This window comes from Aquamicrobium lusatiense (genome assembly GCF_014201615.1).
GTDB classification, from domain to species: domain Bacteria; phylum Pseudomonadota; class Alphaproteobacteria; order Rhizobiales; family Rhizobiaceae; genus Mesorhizobium; species Mesorhizobium lusatiense.
The window spans coordinates 304,761-320,450 of the sequence record NZ_JACHEU010000002.1; the positions used below are offsets into that span (position 1 = coordinate 304,761).

Genomic DNA, 15,690 nt, shown 5'->3' on the forward strand with positions numbered 1-15,690 from the left:
TAGAAATGGCCGAGGCGGAGCGCTGTGCCCCGAATCAACCCGGGTTTCAACAAATGCAGGGTATGAGAATAAGCACACCACCGCCACCCCGTTACATTGGGCGGGGCGGACAGGCGTCAAGCCTTGGCGCTGCTATTCTTCGTCGCCAGCTTCATCAGAATTTTCATCATCCGAATTTTCCGGACGCCAGCTGGCCGGTTCGACCTTCTTTTGTGTCTTTGAATCCGTATAGGCCCACCATGCCTGGTCCTCAGCATCCCAGCGGGCAAGGGATTCGTTCATGACGCCGTCGCTGTCGGTCCAGTAAACGGTTACGCGCGATCCGTCCTTAGGGGCGCTGGCGATGGGTTCACGCTCTGCCATGTGGTCTTCCTCTCTGCCTGAATGCCTGTCCGGTGGCAAAGCTGCAACGCGCTGCGCCACCGGACAGTTCCGGTACGAACCGGTTCTCAGCTTCTTTGTCAGCTATGCGCGAAGATATCCGTTTCTTCCCAGCCCATCAGATCGAGCTTCGAGCGTGTCGGCAGGAAGTGGAAGCAGGCTTCGGCTTCCTCCACCCTGCCATCGCGCTTCAGCCGGCCGGCGAGAACGTCGCGCAGACGGTGAAGATAGAGAACGTCCGAAGCGGCATATTCAAGCTGCTCGGGCGACAGCGTTTCCGCCGCCCAGTCGGAGGATTGCTGCTGCTTGGAGATGCTCACGCCCAGCAATTCGTTGCAGATATCCTTCAGCCCGTGACGATCGGTGTAGGTGCGGGTCAGCCGCGAGGCGATCTTGGTGCAGAACACCGGCTCGGCCATGACACCGAAGGCATTGTACAGCACCGCGATGTCGAAGCGCCCGAAGTGAAACAGCTTCGTCACCTTCGGGTTGGCAAGCAGACTGACGAGGTTCGGCGCCTCCTTCTGGCCCGCCGCTATCTGGATCACGTCGGCCGTGCCGTCGCCGGGCGAAATCTGCACCACGCACAAACGGTCGCGGTGAGGATTGAGGCCGAGCGTCTCGGTGTCGATGGCCACCGCATCGACATCATAGTGGGCGAGATCGGGCAGATCGCCCTTGTGGAAACGGATCGTGCTCATGCCACCCTCACTTCGTCGTCAGCGCGGCGAGAATGCGCGCCCAGGAGCGCTGGCCCTTGTGGAAGGAGGACAGCTCGTATTTCTCGTTGGGCGAATGGATGCGGTCGTCGGAAAGACCAAAGCCCACAAGCAGGGATTCCATGCCGAGATAGGTCTGGAAATCACCAACGATGGGAATCGATCCACCCATGGCGATCATCACCGCAGGCTTCGGCCATTCGTCGGACAGCGCGTCCTTGGCCTTGGCGAGGAACGGCGAGTCGTAGGAAAGCTGGATTGCCGGCGAGCCGCCATGCTGGTGGAACTCCACGGAACAGTCGGCGGGAATGCGCTCCTCGACGAATTTGCGGAAGGCGGCACGGATTTTTGCCGGGTCCTGCTTGTGCACGAGGCGGAACGACACCTTGGCCGAGGCCTGCGACGCGATCACCGTCTTGAAGCCCTTGCCGGTGTAACCGCCGGTGATGCCGTTGAACTCCGCCGTCGGCCGTGCCCAGACCAGTTCGAGAACCGAGCGGCCCTTTTCGCCCGACGGAATCGACAATCCCACCTGCCCGAGGAAGGTTTCGGCGGTTTCGCCCAGCGTCTCCCACGACTTCAGCACCTGCGAGGGCGTTTCCTCGACACCATCGTAGAAGCCGGGAATGGTGACGCGGCCGTTCTCGTCATGAATGTCGGCAAGAACCCGCGACAGGATGCGGATCGGGTTGGCCGCGGCCCCACCGAACTCGCCTGAATGCAGGTCACGATCGGCGGCATGGACGACCACCTCCTCGCCCACCAGTCCGCGGAGCGCGGTGGAGATGGCAGGCGTGTCACGGTCCCACATGCCGGTATCGCACACCAGCGCGAAATCGGCCTTCAGCTCTTCCGCATTGGCTTCAAGGAACGGCTTCAGCGACGGCGAACCGCTTTCTTCCTCGCCCTCGAACAAAAGCGTGATGCGGCAGGGAAGGCCGCCATGCACCGCCTTCCAGGCGCGGCAGGCTTCCACGAAGGTCATGAGCTGGCCCTTGTCGTCGGCCGAGCCGCGTCCGGTGATGACCTTGCGGCCGGGCTCGACCTCCTTCAGCGCCGGCGCGAAGGGGTCGTCATGCCACAGCTCCAGCGGATCGACCGGCTGCACGTCATAATGGCCATAGAACAGCACATGCGGGCTGCCTTCCGGACCTTCATGATGGGCAACGACCATCGGATGGCCGGGCGTGTCGCGCACCGAAGCATCGAAGCCGATGCTTTTGAGATCCTCAACCAGCCATTCGGCACCCTTGCGGCAGTCGGCGGCGAATTCCGGGTCGGTCGAGATCGAGCGAATGCGCAGCAACGCAAACAGGCGATCAAGGCTCTCGTCCAGAGACTGGTCGAGTCGCTCAAGGACCGGGGCAAGAACGGGGGGGAGTTTGGACATGTTTTCAGGCCTTTCGATTCTGCGCGCAGCCTAAAGCTGTCGGATCGAAACGGAAAGGCAGTTGTTGGGGGCGCCGGCACGACATCTGCGGCCGAAAGCAAAAAGAAGCGCCGCCGTGGCGGAGGGGGGAACCACGGCGGCTTTACTTCAAACGGTGCGGCAGCCCGGAGAGGGGGATAGGCTGCCGCATTCGTCCGGTAAGGCGGGGGACGGGCCTTGTTTCCGGACTTCGGCGAAAACTGCCGATGCATGCTATTTGTGGATCGGAAGATGGCGATTCAAGGGCACAAAGATTACAACTTTGTAACATGCCTGTGATGCAGCCATCCTCTGTCAGCAATGGCGTGCTCGGCGGGGCATAACCCGCCTTTGCGATGGACCGCAACGCCCCGCCACGCTATCCATGCGGCATGAAAAAAGGCGATCATCTCTTTCTTGTCGACGGCTCGGGCTACATTTTCCGCGCCTATCACGCATTGCCGCCACTGACCCGTAAATCGGACGGATTGCCGACCAATGCCGTGCTCGGCTTCTGCAACATGGTGTGGAAGCTGATGCGCGACGCGCGCGACACCGATGTCGGGGTAACGCCGACGCATTTCGCCGTCATTTTCGACTATTCCTCGAAAACCTTCCGCAACGAGCTTTACCCGGAATACAAGGCCAACCGCTCGGCGCCGCCGGAGGATCTCGTTCCGCAGTTCGGGCTGATCCGCCACGCAACCCGCGCCTTCAACCTGCCCTGCGTGGAAATGGAGGGTTTCGAGGCCGACGATCTGATCGCCACCTACTGCCGCATGGCCGAGGAAGCGGGCGCCGACGCCACCATCATCTCCTCGGACAAGGACCTGATGCAGCTCGTCAGCCCCAGCGTCTCGATGTATGATCCGATGAAGGATCATCAGATCGGCATCCCCGAAGTCATCGAGAAATGGGGGGTGCCGCCGGAAAAGATGATCGACCTGCAGGCGCTGACGGGCGACTCGGTCGACAACATTCCCGGCATTCCCGGCATCGGTCCCAAAACCGCGGCACAGCTTCTGGAACAATATGGCGACCTCGACACCTTGCTTGCCCGTGCCGGCGAGATCAAGCAGCCGAAGCGCCGCGAGTCCATCATCGAGAACACCGGGAAAGCCCGCCTGTCTCGCGAACTGGTGACGCTGAAGCGCGACGTTCCGGTGAATGAGGTGCCGGACGACTTTGCGCTCGAACCCGCCAACGGACCGAAGCTGGTCGCCTTCCTGAAGGCGATGGAGTTCACCACGCTGACGCGGCGCGTGGCCGAGGCAACCGGCACGGAAGCCGGCGAGGTCGAGGCCGCCGATGTGCCGGTCGAGCGCGCTGACACCGCCCACGGCCCGGACATGGATGAAGTGGCGTCCGCAACAACGGACGAAGCCGGAACCGAAACCGCTCCCGCGGCGGACGAAGGCGACACCCCTGCCCGGCTCGCCGACCGGCGCGCCGAGGCGGCGACGGCGGAAAAGATCGACGTCGACGCCTATCACACCATCACCGATCTTCAGACGCTGACGGACTGGATCGCAGAGGCCTTCGAGACGGGCGTCGTCGCCTTCGACACCGAGACTACCTCGCTCGACCCGATGCAGGCCGAACTGGTCGGCTTTTCCCTGGCCCCGCGGCCGGGCCGCGCGGCCTATGTGCCGCTGGGCCACAGGCAAGGCGCGGGCGACCTGCTGGGCGGCGGCCCGGTGGAAGGTCAACTGCCGGTGCGCGAGGCGCTGGCAGCACTCAAGCCCCTGATGGAAGCGCCCTCGGTGCTCAAGATCGCCCAGAACCTCAAATATGATCTGGTCGTGATGAGCCGCTACGGCGTCGATATCGCCCCCTATGACGACACCATGCTGCTTTCTTATGTGCTTGATGGCGGGGCGGCGCGTGGCCACGGCATGGATTCGCTCGCGGAAAAATGGCTCGGCCACAAGACCATCCAGTTCGGCGAGGTGGCCGGCACCGGCAAGAGCTTCATCGGCTTCGAGAATGTCGCCATCGACAAGGCCACCCGCTACGCCGGCGAGGATGCCGATGTGACGCTGCGCCTGTGGCAGGTGCTGAAGCCACGGCTGGCCGCCAAGGGCCTGGTGTCCGTCTATGAGCGGCTGGAACGCCCGCTGGTTCCGGTTCTGGCGCGCATGGAGCAGCGCGGCATCTCGGTCGACCGGCAGATATTGTCGCGGCTTTCCGGCGAGCTGGCGCAGGGTGCGGCGGCTATCGAGGAGGAAATCTACGGCCTGATCGGCGAGCGCATCAACATCGGCTCGCCGAAGCAGCTCGGCGACATATTGTTCGGCCGCATGGGCCTGCCAGGCGGCTCGAAGACCAAGACCGGCCAGTGGTCCACCTCCGCGCAACTGCTGGAAGATCTCGCGGCGGAAGGCCATGAGCTGCCGCGCAAGATCGTGGACTGGCGCCAGCTCACCAAGCTGAAATCGACCTATACCGACGCCCTGCCCGGCTATATCAATCCGCAGACCGGCCGCGTTCACACCAACTTCGCGCTCGCCGCGACCACGACGGGACGACTCTCCTCCTCCGACCCGAACCTGCAGAACATCCCCGTGCGCACCGCCGAGGGCCGCAAGATCAGGACAGCCTTCGTCGCGGACAAGGGCTACAGGCTGGTCTCGGCCGACTACAGCCAGATCGAGCTGCGCGTGCTTGCCCATGTGGCCGACATCGCCCAGCTCAAGCAGGCGTTCGCGGAAGGCGCCGACATTCACGCCACCACCGCGTCTGAAATGTTCGGCGTGCCGGTGGAAGGCATGCCCTCGGAAGTGCGCCGCCGCGCCAAGGCGATCAACTTCGGCATCATCTACGGCATTTCGGCCTTCGGTCTCGCCAACCAGCTTTCCATCCCGCGCGAGGAGGCAAGCGCCTACATCAAGAAGTATTTCGAGCGCTTTCCCGGCATCCGCGATTATATCGAGGAAACCAAGGCCTATGCGCGCGAGAACGGCTATGTGGAGACCGTGTTCGGCCGGCGCATCCACTATCCGGAAATCCGCTCGCCCAACCCCTCGGTGCGCGCCTTCAACGAGCGCGCCTCGATCAATGCCCGCCTGCAGGGCACGGCGGCCGACATCATCCGCCGCGCCATGGTGCGCATCGAGCCGGCGCTGGCAGACGCGAAGCTTTCGGCCCGCATGCTGTTGCAGGTCCATGACGAACTGATCTTCGAGGTGGCCGACGACGAGGTCGAGGCAACCATTCCCGTGATCTGCGAGGTGATGGAAAACGCGCCGATGCCGGCGCGCGCGCTGTCGGTTCCGCTCAAGGTGGATGCGCGCGCCGCCCACAACTGGGACGAAGCGCATTGACTATGGAAGCTTCGAGCCGGAAAGGGCGCTAAGGCCATGATGCTCAGGCGGCTCACCGCCGGCGTCATCGACATCATTCTCATGTTGACGATGGCGCTGTCGCCGCTGTTTCTGGCAGCCGCCTTTCTTCCCGGATACATGGACGCGCCTGCCGGACAGCCGCCGACACTCCTCATGGGCGCAACCCTTTTGTGGATGATCGTGGTGCTGCTCTGGTATTTTCCGGGCTTTGAAAGCAGCCGCCTGATGGCCACGCCGGGCAAGCTCCTGGTGCGGCTGAAAGTGGTGCAGGCGAGCGGGCGAAAGCTGGAGTTCACACAAGCGCTCTACCGCATGGTCTTCGGGCCGCTGGCGCTGTGGTTCCTGCCGCTCTATCGGGACCGCATGTCGGGTGGCGCAAAAGTCATTGATCGCAGGGGATAGCCTTGAGCGCCGGCCCTCACGCCGGCCTGCACTCCTGCAGCGCCTGCGCTTCGATGCGCTTGATCCAGCCATCCTTGCAATCCGAGTAGGCGTGCGAATCGTGAGGATGCGCGTCGCGGCAGTCCTGCTTCAGGCGATCATATTCGGCGGCGATGTCTGCATTCGCGTGCAGGTAATCGCGGAATGCCAGATGCCGTATGACTTCCGGCGAGCCTTCCAGATAGCAATGCGCCTGCGCCAGCCGCTGGCCGCTTTGCGGGTCCGACTTCGTGCAGTAACGCCGCCCCGGCAGCCCGTATTCGCCCCACCATTCATAGCCCAGCGCCTCGATTGCAGGGCGGCAGGCATCGAACGCCTCCAGATCGCGCACCACCGGCAGCAGGTCGAGGACAGGTTTGGCGTGGATGCCGGGAATAGAAGTCGAGCCGATATGATGCACGGCGACCACACACGAACCCGCCGCCGCCGAAATGCGCTCCGCCTCCGCCCGCGCCAGTGCTGCCCATTGCGGATCATGAGCGACCAGGTCGACCTTGATGGGTGGCGGCATTTTTCTGTCTCTTTCATCTGTTCTTAGTCAGTTCGGCATTTTTATACGCTGATTCCTCACCAAGAAAGGCAGGACATGGCCTCCAGCAAATTGCGCATCGCGGTTCTCTTCGGCGGGCGCTCGGCCGAGCATGACGTGTCGGTACTCTCTGCCACCAATGTCATGCGGGCGCTCGATCCTGCCAGATATGATGCGGTTCCGGTTTTCGTCACCCGCGAAGGCCAATGGCTGCTGAGCAGCTACGCAGACGGCATGCTGGCAAAGCCAGACAGCGGCACGGAAATCAGCCTCCTGCCCGGCGGAAAAGGCCGCCTTCTTGCGATCCCGGAAAACGGCACCCCGCATGAGGTCGAGAAAATCGACCTTCTGTTCCCGGTTCTGCATGGCCTGCATGGCGAGGACGGCGCGGTGCAGGGACTGGCTGAGGTGGCGCGCGTGCCGCTGGTCGGCTGCGGTATCATCGGCTCGGCCAATGCGCTGGACAAGGACATCGCCAAACGGCTGTTCAATGAAGCAGGCGTGCCCGCCGCGCGTTCCGTCACCATCCTGCCCGATGCGGCGCCCTCCTTCGCGGACCTCAGGGCGAAACTCGGACTGCCGCTGTTCATCAAGCCGGCACGGCAGGGGTCTTCCGTCGGCGTCAGCAAGGTCTCCGATGAAACGGATTATCAGGCCGCGCTGACCGAAGGCTTCCGGCACGACACCAAGCTGCTTGCCGAGGAATTCATCGACGGCCGCGAGGTGGAATGCAGCGTGCTCGAAGCGCCGGACGGCAGCCTTTTCGTGTCCCGCACAGGGGAGATCGCACCGGCCGAAAGCCACGGTTTCTACACCTATGATGCCAAATATATCGACGCCGACGGCGCCGCGATCCGGGTTCCGGCGGAACTTGCAGAAGGCGTCGAAGACGAATTGCGCGCGCTGGCGGCCAGAGCTTTCCGCGCGCTCGGATGCGACGGCATGGCGCGCGCCGACTTCTTCGTGACCGCAGACAGGCGCATCCTCGTCAACGAGCTCAACACCATCCCCGGCTTCACCGATATTTCCATGTATTCCAAGGCGATGGCGGCAAGCGGGGTCAGCTATCCGCAGATCATCGACCGGCTCGTGGCCCACGCTCTGGCGCGCTCGGCTCGTGAAATTTGAGCGCTGCCCAATAGCACATGAACATCACCGGCAGGCATGAGAAGGCGAAGCCCACCATTGTCGAGCGCCCTGCGCGGTAGAGCATGATCTCGACGATGAACAGGCAAAGGGCGGAACCGAGCATGAAGACGGTGAGGCCGAGCCGCATCCGCGGGTCGCGGACCTCGGCCTCAGCCGACGCGCTCGCTTCATAGCTGGCACCGTAAAACACGCTTCGTTCCGAAGCATCTTCCGGCAAGGGTTCCGCCGGTTCTTCGCTCTGCCTGAACAGGCCGGCGCGGGCGATCACCAGTATCTCCACGATGACCGACAGGAACACCCAGACGAAGCCGATAAAAATGCCGGCAATGTCCTGCGGACCTTCCGTGGTCAGGAGCAGATAGACGGCGATACTGCCGAAGAGGGCAGCGATGAAAGCAAACAGCGCGCAGACCAGATAGGCCACCCGCGCACCGCTTTCCCGCGCCTGTTTTTCTTTTTCGCCTGCCATTATTCCGCGAACGGCGCGTGGGCGAGCGGGGCAGCCGCCATGCGTCTCAGGCCGCCTTGTTGCGACAGCTTTCGCAGATGCCGCGAAACTCGATGACGGCATGCTTCGGCGCAAAGCCGGTTGATCGCACCCAGTCTTCCAGCCTGTGGCTGACATCGTGATCGCAAAGCTCTGCCACCTGCCCGCAGGTATCGCAGATGGCGAATGTCGTCATGGAATGGCTGTGGTCATGCGGCTCGGCGCAGGCGACGAAAGCGTTGAGGCTCTCCAGCCGGTGGACGAGCCCTTCCTTCACCAGGGCATCGAGGGCCCTGTAGACCTGCAGGGGCGCGCGAAACCCCTTCTCGCGCAACTGGTCGAGCAGCGTATAGGCGCTGAGCGGCGCCCCGGCCGCCTCGAGCTTTTCGAGCACCCACGACTGGTTCTTTGTGAGACTGCTTCTTACCGCCATAACCCTGCCTTATCCGGCCGCGCGCAGGGACAGTTCCGCAACGCGCCTCCCTCTATGTAGTAATTATGTGGCTTAATGGCTACCGCCTGCCGGCAGGGGAAGCAATCGCGCGACTTACTTGCGCGCAGGCCCCTCGCGCTCGGCTGAAGCCGCCCACAGATTGATGTCGGCATCGCGCGCATAGGTGTCGATCTCGGCAAGCTCCGCGTCCGAAAAATCGGGATTCGCAAGCGCGCCCACGCAATCATCGATCTGCTCGACGCGGCTCGCCCCGATCAGCGCCGACGTAACGCGCCCTCCCCGCAGCACCCATGCCAGCGCCATCTGCGCCAGCGTCTGCCCGCGCCGTTCGGCAATGGCGTTGAGCGCGCGGATATTGGCCAGCGTTTCCTCGTTGATAAAGGATTCGCGCAGCGGTCCGCCCTTCTTCACCCGGCTGTCCTGCGGAATGCCGGCAAGATATTTGGTGGTCAGCATGCCCTGCGCCAAAGGCGAGAACACGATGGAGCCGATGCCCAGCCCATCCAGCGTGTCGAGCAGCCCGTCATCCTCCACCCAGCGGTTCAGCATCGAATAACTGGGCTGGTGGATCAGGCAGGGCGTGCCCATCTGCCTGAGAATGTCGGCAGCCTCGCGGGTGCGCTGCGAATTATAGGACGAGATCCCGACATAGAGCGCCTTGCCCGACCGCACAGCATGGTCGAGCGCGCCGCAGGTTTCCTCAAGCGGCGTATCGGGATCGAAGCGGTGCGAATAGAAGATGTCCACATAGTCGAGCCCCATCCGCTTGAGGCTCTGGTCGAGGCTGGCCAGCACATATTTGCGGCTGCCCCACTCGCCATAGGGGCCGGGCCACATGTCGTAGCCGGCCTTGGTCGAGATGATGAGCTCGTCGCGATAGCCGGAAAAATCGGTGCGCAGAATCTCGCCGAAAGCCGTTTCGGCAGCGCCCTTGGGCGGCCCGTAATTGTTGGCGAGATCGAAATGGGTGATGCCGAGATCAAAAGCCCTGCGCACCAGCGCCTGACGCGTGGCATGGGGTGTCGTATCGCCGAAATTCTGCCACAGCCCGAGCGAGATCGCCGGCAGCTTCAGGCCGGAGCGCCCGCAGCGATTGTAGATCATCGTCTCATAGCGGTCGGAAGCGGGAATGTAAGCCATATCCTCTCTTAACCCATCACCCGCCCGTAGGGAATGACCGGCTTTCGCGATATGAACCGATTGAAAAAGCCGGCAAGGTCTGTGAAGACAGTTCCGCGCGACCTCGCGAGCAAGGAGACAATCATGCCGACCACGATGAAGGGCCCCGCGATCTTCCTGGCACAGTTCGCCGGGGACGAAGCCCCGTTCAACTCGCTTCCAGCCATCGCGGCATGGGCGGCGGGGCTCGGCTACGAAGGCATCCAGATCCCGAGCGGCGATGCGCGTCTGTTCGATCTTCGCCGCGCCGCCACCTCGAAGGACTATTGCGACGAGATCAGGGGCATCTGCGCCGAAGCAGGCGTCGAGATTACAGAGTTGTCCACCCATATTCAGGGCCAGCTCGTGGCCGTGCATCCCGCCTATGACGCGCAATTCGATTCCTTCGCGCCCGAGCAGGTGCGCGGCAATCCGAACGCACGGCAGGAATGGGCCGTGGAGCAGATGCTTCTGGGTGCAAAAGCCTCGCGCAATCTCGGGCTCGACGTGTCGGTGAGCTTCACCGGCGCGCTGGCCTTTCCCTATCTCTATCCGTGGCCGCAGCGCCCCGCCGGCCTGGTAGAGGAAGCCTTTGCCGAACTCGGGCGGCGCTGGAAGCCCATTCTCGATGCCTATGAGGAACAGGGTGTCGACATCGGCTTTGAAATCCATCCGGGCGAGGACGTGTTCGACGGCGCCACCTTCGAGATGTTCCTCGAAGCGGTCGGCGGGCACAAACGCTGCGCCATCAACTACGACCCCTCGCACTTCCTGTTGCAGCAGCTCGACTACCTGGCCTTCATCGACATCTATCACGAGCGCATCCGCGCCTTCCACGTCAAGGATGCCGAGTTCAACCCGAACGGGCGGCAGGGCGTCTATTCGGGCTATCAGGGCTGGATCGACCGCGCCGGCCGCTTCCGCTCGCTGGGCGACGGGCAGGTCGATTTCGCGGGCATCTTCTCGAAACTGGCCCAATATGGCTATGATCGCTGGGCCGTGCTGGAATGGGAATGCTGCCTGAAGCATCCGGAAGACGGCGCTGCCGAAGGCGCACCCTTCATCCGCGACCACATCATCCGCGTGACCGACAAGGCTTTCGACGATTTCGCCGCCAGCACCACCGACCGCAAGCTGCTGCGCGCCATGATGGGCATCTGAGGAGGAGAACGGCATGGCGAGCGACAAGGTTCAGGGTCCGATACGCTACGGCCCAATTCGCTACGGAATGGTGGGCGGCGGTCAGGGCGCTTTCATCGGCGGGGTGCATCGCATCGCCGCGCGCATGGATGGAGAGTTCGTGCTGGTGGCCGGCGCGCTGTCCTCCAACCCCGAACGTGCCAAAGCGTCCGCCGAAGAACTGGGGCTCGACCCCGAACGCAGCTATGCCTCCTATGCCGAGATGGCGAAGGCCGAGGCGAAGCGCCCGGACGGCATCGAGGCAGTGTCCATCGTCACGCCCAACAACCACCACTTCCCAGCTGCCAAAGCCTTTCTGGAAGCCGGCATCCATGTGATCTGCGACAAGCCGCTGGCCACCACGCTGGCCGAAGCGAAAAAGCTTACCGCACTCGTGGAGAAAAGCGGAAAACTGTTCGTGCTCACCCACAACTACACCGCCTATCCGATGGTACGGCAGGCACGCGAGATGGTGGCCACGGGTGCGCTGGGCGACATACGTCTCGTGCAGGTCGAGTACCCGCAGGACTGGCTGACCGAGGATGTGTCAGCCGAAGGCAACAAGCAAGCGTCGTGGCGTTCGGACCCGAAGCAGGCCGGAGCCGGCGGCGCGACGGGCGACATCGGCACCCATGCCTATAACCTCGCCCGCTTCGTGAGCGGGTTGGAGCTGGACAGCCTCGCTGCCGATCTCGATGCCTTCGTTCCCGGCCGCCTGCTGGATGACAATCTCAACGTGCTTTTGCGCTTCAGGGCGAAAGGCAACGCCCCGCCCGCCAAGGGCATGCTGTGGGCGAGCCAGGTCGCGCCGGGGCATGAGAACGGGCTGAAGCTCAGGATCTACGGCTCGAAGGGCGGGCTTGAATGGGTGCAGGCCGATCCGAACTATCTGTGGCACACGCCCTTCGGCGAGCCGAAACGCCTGCTGACGCGCGGCGGAGCGGGCGCGCTTGCCAGTGCCAACCGGCTCACCCGCATTCCCGCCGGCCACCCGGAAGGCTATCTGGAAGGGTTCGCCAACATCTATCGCGAGGCGGCAGCCGCGATCCGCGCTGCCCGCAATGGGCGCAAGCCATCAAAGGATGTCGTCTTCCCCACGGTCCATGACGGCGTCGAGGGCATGGCCTTCATCGAAGCCTGCGTGAAATCCTCGAAGAAAAATGGGGCGTGGACAAAGCTCTGAGCGGCGACAAAGTGGCTGCTTGCCCGTGCGACAGGTTATGGTAGGTCTGGCATCGATCAGCCGGAGACGGGCTCAGGTGAAAGCAGGACGCAAAACAGTGAACATGGCCGTGGCCTTCGCCGCAGCATGGTTCCTTGCGCTCCAATCCCTGCTCGGCGCCTATGCCATGGCTGCAGGTCCACAGCGCCTGCAACTCGACGCCTTCGGCAATGTCATCTGCACCCATGAGGGCATTGGCGAGCTTCCTGACGGATCGCAGCCTGCCCATATGCCGGATTGCTGCGTGCTCGGCTGCAATCTGGCAGCACCTCTGCTGGCCAGCCCGCCGGCACCTGTGTCCCTCGAAACCGGATTCGGCTTCCAGACACTGAGCTTCGGCACCGGCGTGCCGGATCATCTGTCCTTTGCGCGCCGGCGCTCGCCGGCCAATCCCCGCGCACCTCCGCAAACTGCATGATTCAGAGCATTTCCGGTGAAAAAGATCACCTCCAATGCTCTGCCTCTTTGTTTCTACGCAGTTCCTGACACAAACCGCTTCGCACTTTTTCTGGAACTGCTCTAACCGGCGCCCGCGAGGTCGCCGCCCATCATGCAATTTTCCGCGCCATCAGTTGCGCATCAGTTTCGGAGAAGATCCAATGTTCCGTTCGCACGTTCCCGCACGCGCCACCCTCACCCGTCGCGGCCTTGCTGCACTCGCCCTTGGCGTCATGCTGCCGCTTTCAATGCCCATGGCCCCGGCCTCCGCGCATGAATACAAGCTCGGCGAGCTTGAAATCGGCCACCCATGGTCACGCGAGACCCCGGCCGGCGCCAAGGTGGCCGGCGGTTACCTGACCGTCACCAACCATGGCAAGGAAGCCGACCGCCTGATCGCCGTTTCCTCCGACATATCGGAAAAGGGCGAAATCCATGAAATGGCCGTCAATGACGGCGTGATGACCATGCGCCAGCTGCCCGACGGTCTGGAAGTCGCGCCCGGCGAAAAGGTCGAGCTGAAGCCCGGCTCCTATCACCTGATGTTCATGGGCCTGAAGGCGCAGCCGAAAAAGGGCGAAAGGTTCGCCGGCACCCTCACCTTCGAGAAGGCAGGCAAGGTCGACGTGGAATTCGCGGTCGATGCCATGGGCGGCGAGCCCGAGCACCATGGCGATCATGGCAGCCATGGTGCCGAAGACGGGCACAGCAGCCACTAGAGCATTTTGCAGCCAGATGGAAACATCTGGCGTCGCATAAATGCGGCCCATGCAAGAAGATTGGAGCGTTTCTGCGATTCGCAGAAATGCTCTAAATACGGAAGGGAGGGGGAAGGCATTCGCCTTCCCCCTTCCGGTTTCAGGCGTCGCGTCTGGCGATCCAGTCGAAATCGGGATGGTTGCGGAAGCGCCATTTGCGCAGCGGCCCGGCCATGATGTTGAGATAGTACATCTCGACGCCATAGGGTGCCCCGCAGGGGTGATGACCTTTCGGCACCAGCACAACATCGCCGTCGGCGACCGCCATGGTCTCGTCCAGCGCGCTGTCCTCGGTGAACACGCGCTGGATGCCGAAGCCGCTCTTCGGGTTGAGACGGTGATAGTACGTCTCTTCCAGATAGGTCATGTTCGGAAAATCGTCCTCGTCATGCCGGTGCGGCGGATAGGACGACCAGTGGCCGGCGGGCGTGAACACTTCCGTCACCAGCAGGCTGTCGGCCACGTCGCTGCCTTCCATGGCGATGGGATGGATGAAGCGGGTGTTGGTGCCCTTGCCGCGTTCCTCGAAGCCGATATCGGTGAGCAGGCGGGCCGGATGCCCACCCTTGCCCGGCGCGGTGCACACCGCCAGCGTGCAGGGCGTTTCCGCCACCGCCTGCCAGTTCGCGCCGTTCGGCACATAGACGCAATGCGGCTTTTTACGCTCGAACACGTCCATCCGGTCACCGAGCAGGCCGAAATCCTGCCCGTCCACTTCAATGCGCGCCTTGCCCTCGACCAGCACGAGGATAGCCTCGCGCTCGCCTGTGAACTCTTGTGCCCGATCCCCCGGCGACAGGACATGAAGCCCGAAGCCGACATAGGACCAGCCGGCCGATTGGGGGGTGATGTCATGCACCTTGCCGCCTGTGCCGGAAGGTTTGCGCAGCAGATCAGCCATTCTTCTCACCATCCCCGATCACCGGCTTGTAAGCCACCAGCAACGCCCAACCGCAATAGAGGCCGATGGCGCCGAACACCATCGCCCATACGGTCTCGTCATTCGACAGCTCGAAAGCCGCCCACGCGAAGGCCAGCGCCACGATGGCGATGCGCCGCCACAGCGGGCGATAGAAAGGATGGGCGGCATCGAGTATCTTCATGTGGTCCCGCTCTGGTCCAGTCCGGTGCGCCGCGCCATATCTTTCAGCGCCCGCAGCCCCATGCTCTGATAGGTGACGGGGTCGCGTATTGCGCTGTCCTGCTCCGCCTCCACCACCACCCAGCCAGAGTAGCCGGCCTGCGCCGCCACTTCCAGCACCGGCTCGAAGGCGACGGCGCCTTCGACGTCGCCCGGCACTGTGAACACCCCGCGCCGCACGCCCTCAAGAAAGCTCAGGCCTTCCTCGCGCACCGTGCGCATCACATCGGGCCGCACGTTCTTGGCGTGGATATGGACGACGCGGCCCATATGGCGGGCGATGATAGCCGCCGGATCGCCGCCGCCGAAGAAAGCGTGGCCGGTGTCGAACAGCAACCGGGTCGACGGCCCGGTCGCGGCCATGAAGGCATCGATCTCAGCCTCGGATTCGACCACCGTGCCCATGTGGTGATGATAGGCGAGCAGAATGCCTTGCGCCTCGCAGAACCGCGCCACCTCTTCCACCACCGCGCCGAAGCGCTGCATCGCCCCGGCATCAAGCCTAGGGCGGTCGTTGAGCGCGACATGGTCGTTGCCGTGCACGGTGTTGGAGCATTCGCAGGCGATGCAGATCGGCGAGCCCATGGCCTTGAGGAAATCAAGCCATGGCTGGATCGCCTTCTTTTCGTCTTCCACCGAACGCTCCAGCAGCATCAGCGAATACCAGCCTGATACGAAGCGCAGGCCGTGCTCGGCCAGAACCGCCTTCAGCGCCTCCGGCTCCTTCGGGAATTTGTGACCGTTTTCGATGCCGTCGAAACCGATCTCGCCGGCCTGTTGCAGGCAGGTTTCCAGCGAGATATGCGCGCCGATGGAATGGTCGTCGTCATTCGACCAGGCGATGGGATTGGTGCCGTAGAGGATCATGCGTGTGGTTCCGAA

The 15,690-nt window shown here is 63.1% G+C and carries 17 protein-coding genes; 7 read left to right on the forward strand and 10 right to left on the reverse strand.

Annotation, left to right across the window (positions count from 1 at the left end):
• Positions 1–132: 132 nt before the first annotated feature.
• From HNR59_RS15510 to HNR59_RS15520, 3 genes are all read right to left on the reverse strand, one after another.
• Positions 133–363: a hypothetical protein gene (locus HNR59_RS15510; protein WP_183831927.1), complete on the reverse strand. Its 231-nt coding sequence runs from the start codon at positions 361–363 to the stop codon at positions 133–135.
• A gap of 98 nt (positions 364–461) precedes the next feature.
• A complete protein-coding gene (locus tag HNR59_RS15515; RefSeq protein ID WP_183831928.1) occupies positions 462–1,082 on the reverse strand; it encodes a ribonuclease D in 621 nt (206 codons plus the stop codon).
• A gap of 7 nt (positions 1,083–1,089) precedes the next feature.
• Positions 1,090–2,490 carry a M20/M25/M40 family metallo-hydrolase gene (locus HNR59_RS15520; RefSeq protein WP_183831929.1) on the reverse strand — a complete coding sequence of 467 codons (1,401 nt, stop codon included), beginning with the start codon at positions 2,488–2,490 and terminating at the stop codon, positions 1,090–1,092.
• A 410-nt stretch (positions 2,491–2,900) separates the two neighbouring features.
• On the opposite strand from HNR59_RS15520, the gene polA reads away from it, so the two are divergent.
• On the forward strand, positions 2,901–5,831 hold the full coding sequence (gene polA, locus HNR59_RS15525; protein ID WP_183831930.1) for a DNA polymerase I: 2,931 nt from the start codon (positions 2,901–2,903) through the stop codon (positions 5,829–5,831).
• Between the two features lie 36 nt (positions 5,832–5,867).
• A complete protein-coding gene (locus HNR59_RS15530; protein WP_183831931.1) occupies positions 5,868–6,254 on the forward strand; it encodes an RDD family protein in 387 nt (128 codons plus the stop codon).
• A gap of 16 nt (positions 6,255–6,270) precedes the next feature.
• Here the strand turns inward: HNR59_RS15530 and HNR59_RS15535 are convergent, their stop codons facing one another.
• Positions 6,271–6,804 (reverse strand): GrpB family protein, encoded by a 534-nt coding sequence (locus HNR59_RS15535; RefSeq protein WP_183831932.1) that lies wholly within the window; start codon positions 6,802–6,804, stop codon positions 6,271–6,273.
• A gap of 75 nt (positions 6,805–6,879) precedes the next feature.
• Between HNR59_RS15535 and HNR59_RS15540 the strand changes: the two genes are divergently transcribed.
• Entirely contained in the window at positions 6,880–7,950 is a 1,071-nt protein-coding gene (locus HNR59_RS15540) for a D-alanine--D-alanine ligase family protein (protein WP_183831933.1), read from the forward strand.
• Here HNR59_RS15540 and HNR59_RS15545 read toward each other — a convergent pair.
• The 3 genes from HNR59_RS15545 to mgrA all read right to left on the reverse strand — a co-directional run bounded on the left by HNR59_RS15545 (position 7,898) and on the right by mgrA (position 10,052).
• Positions 7,898–8,440, reverse strand: a complete 543-nt coding sequence (locus HNR59_RS15545) for a hypothetical protein (protein ID WP_183831934.1) — start codon at positions 8,438–8,440, stop codon at positions 7,898–7,900. The two genes, HNR59_RS15540 and HNR59_RS15545, sit on opposite strands and share 53 nt — an antisense overlap.
• 46 nt (positions 8,441–8,486) lie before the next feature.
• Positions 8,487–8,891 (reverse strand): Fur family transcriptional regulator, encoded by a 405-nt coding sequence (locus tag HNR59_RS15550; protein WP_183831935.1) that lies wholly within the window; start codon positions 8,889–8,891, stop codon positions 8,487–8,489.
• A 114-nt stretch (positions 8,892–9,005) separates the two neighbouring features.
• The gene (mgrA, locus tag HNR59_RS15555; RefSeq protein ID WP_183831936.1) at positions 9,006–10,052 is read right to left on the reverse strand and encodes an L-glyceraldehyde 3-phosphate reductase; all 1,047 of its coding nucleotides are present in this window, start codon (positions 10,050–10,052) and stop codon (positions 9,006–9,008) included.
• 123 nt (positions 10,053–10,175) lie between these two features.
• Between mgrA and HNR59_RS15560 the strand changes: the two genes are divergently transcribed.
• From HNR59_RS15560 to HNR59_RS15575, 4 genes are all read left to right on the forward strand, one after another.
• Positions 10,176–11,231 carry a sugar phosphate isomerase/epimerase family protein gene (locus HNR59_RS15560; protein WP_183831937.1) on the forward strand — a complete coding sequence of 352 codons (1,056 nt, stop codon included), beginning with the start codon at positions 10,176–10,178 and terminating at the stop codon, positions 11,229–11,231.
• Between the two features lie 13 nt (positions 11,232–11,244).
• The gene (locus HNR59_RS15565) at positions 11,245–12,432 is read left to right on the forward strand and encodes a Gfo/Idh/MocA family protein (RefSeq protein ID WP_183831938.1); all 1,188 of its coding nucleotides are present in this window, start codon (positions 11,245–11,247) and stop codon (positions 12,430–12,432) included.
• Between the two features lie 103 nt (positions 12,433–12,535).
• Complete coding sequence (locus tag HNR59_RS15570) at positions 12,536–12,889, forward strand: DUF2946 family protein (protein WP_183831979.1); 354 nt, start codon at positions 12,536–12,538, stop codon at positions 12,887–12,889.
• Between the two features lie 181 nt (positions 12,890–13,070).
• Positions 13,071–13,628, forward strand: a complete 558-nt coding sequence (locus HNR59_RS15575; RefSeq protein WP_183831939.1) for a copper chaperone PCu(A)C — start codon at positions 13,071–13,073, stop codon at positions 13,626–13,628.
• A 139-nt stretch (positions 13,629–13,767) separates the two neighbouring features.
• Here the strand turns inward: HNR59_RS15575 and iolB are convergent, their stop codons facing one another.
• Genes iolB through iolE form a run of 3 tightly spaced genes read right to left on the reverse strand, consistent with a single transcriptional unit; the run spans position 13,768 to position 15,675 of the window.
• Positions 13,768–14,568 carry a 5-deoxy-glucuronate isomerase gene (gene iolB, locus HNR59_RS15580; protein ID WP_183831940.1) on the reverse strand — a complete coding sequence of 267 codons (801 nt, stop codon included), beginning with the start codon at positions 14,566–14,568 and terminating at the stop codon, positions 13,768–13,770.
• Positions 14,561–14,770, reverse strand: coding sequence for a hypothetical protein (locus HNR59_RS15585; protein WP_183831941.1), 210 nt, complete (start codon positions 14,768–14,770; stop codon positions 14,561–14,563). The genes iolB and HNR59_RS15585 overlap by 8 nt, the downstream gene beginning before the upstream one ends.
• Entirely contained in the window at positions 14,767–15,675 is a 909-nt protein-coding gene (iolE, locus tag HNR59_RS15590) for a myo-inosose-2 dehydratase (RefSeq protein ID WP_183831942.1), read from the reverse strand. Before iolE ends, HNR59_RS15585 begins: the two co-directional genes overlap by 4 nt.
• Positions 15,676–15,690 lie beyond the last annotated feature (15 nt).

What these genes read in the sequence shown, in the direction of transcription:
- HNR59_RS15515 (WP_183831928.1), bottom strand. Translation starts at nt 1,082, where the DNA reads ATGAGCACGATCCGTTTCCACAAGGGCGATCTGCCCGATCTCGCCCAC.
- HNR59_RS15550 (WP_183831935.1), bottom strand. Translation starts at nt 8,891, where the DNA reads ATGGCGGTAAGAAGCAGTCTCACAAAGAACCAGTCGTGGGTGCTCGAA.
- HNR59_RS15530 (WP_183831931.1), top strand. Translation starts at nt 5,868, where the DNA reads ATGATGCTCAGGCGGCTCACCGCCGGCGTCATCGACATCATTCTCATG.
- mgrA (WP_183831936.1), bottom strand. Translation starts at nt 10,052, where the DNA reads ATGGCTTACATTCCCGCTTCCGACCGCTATGAGACGATGATCTACAAT.
- iolE (WP_183831942.1), bottom strand. Translation starts at nt 15,675, where the DNA reads ATGATCCTCTACGGCACCAATCCCATCGCCTGGTCGAATGACGACGAC.
- HNR59_RS15520 (WP_183831929.1), bottom strand. Translation starts at nt 2,490, where the DNA reads ATGTCCAAACTCCCCCCCGTTCTTGCCCCGGTCCTTGAGCGACTCGAC.
- polA (WP_183831930.1), top strand. Translation starts at nt 2,901, where the DNA reads ATGAAAAAAGGCGATCATCTCTTTCTTGTCGACGGCTCGGGCTACATT.
- iolB (WP_183831940.1), bottom strand. Translation starts at nt 14,568, where the DNA reads ATGGCTGATCTGCTGCGCAAACCTTCCGGCACAGGCGGCAAGGTGCAT.
- HNR59_RS15585 (WP_183831941.1), bottom strand. Translation starts at nt 14,770, where the DNA reads ATGAAGATACTCGATGCCGCCCATCCTTTCTATCGCCCGCTGTGGCGG.
- HNR59_RS15545 (WP_183831934.1), bottom strand. Translation starts at nt 8,440, where the DNA reads ATGGCAGGCGAAAAAGAAAAACAGGCGCGGGAAAGCGGTGCGCGGGTG.
- HNR59_RS15560 (WP_183831937.1), top strand. Translation starts at nt 10,176, where the DNA reads ATGCCGACCACGATGAAGGGCCCCGCGATCTTCCTGGCACAGTTCGCC.
- HNR59_RS15540 (WP_183831933.1), top strand. Translation starts at nt 6,880, where the DNA reads ATGGCCTCCAGCAAATTGCGCATCGCGGTTCTCTTCGGCGGGCGCTCG.
- HNR59_RS15510 (WP_183831927.1), bottom strand. Translation starts at nt 363, where the DNA reads ATGGCAGAGCGTGAACCCATCGCCAGCGCCCCTAAGGACGGATCGCGC.
- HNR59_RS15575 (WP_183831939.1), top strand. Translation starts at nt 13,071, where the DNA reads ATGTTCCGTTCGCACGTTCCCGCACGCGCCACCCTCACCCGTCGCGGC.
- HNR59_RS15565 (WP_183831938.1), top strand. Translation starts at nt 11,245, where the DNA reads ATGGCGAGCGACAAGGTTCAGGGTCCGATACGCTACGGCCCAATTCGC.
- HNR59_RS15535 (WP_183831932.1), bottom strand. Translation starts at nt 6,804, where the DNA reads ATGCCGCCACCCATCAAGGTCGACCTGGTCGCTCATGATCCGCAATGG.
- HNR59_RS15570 (WP_183831979.1), top strand. Translation starts at nt 12,536, where the DNA reads ATGGCCGTGGCCTTCGCCGCAGCATGGTTCCTTGCGCTCCAATCCCTG.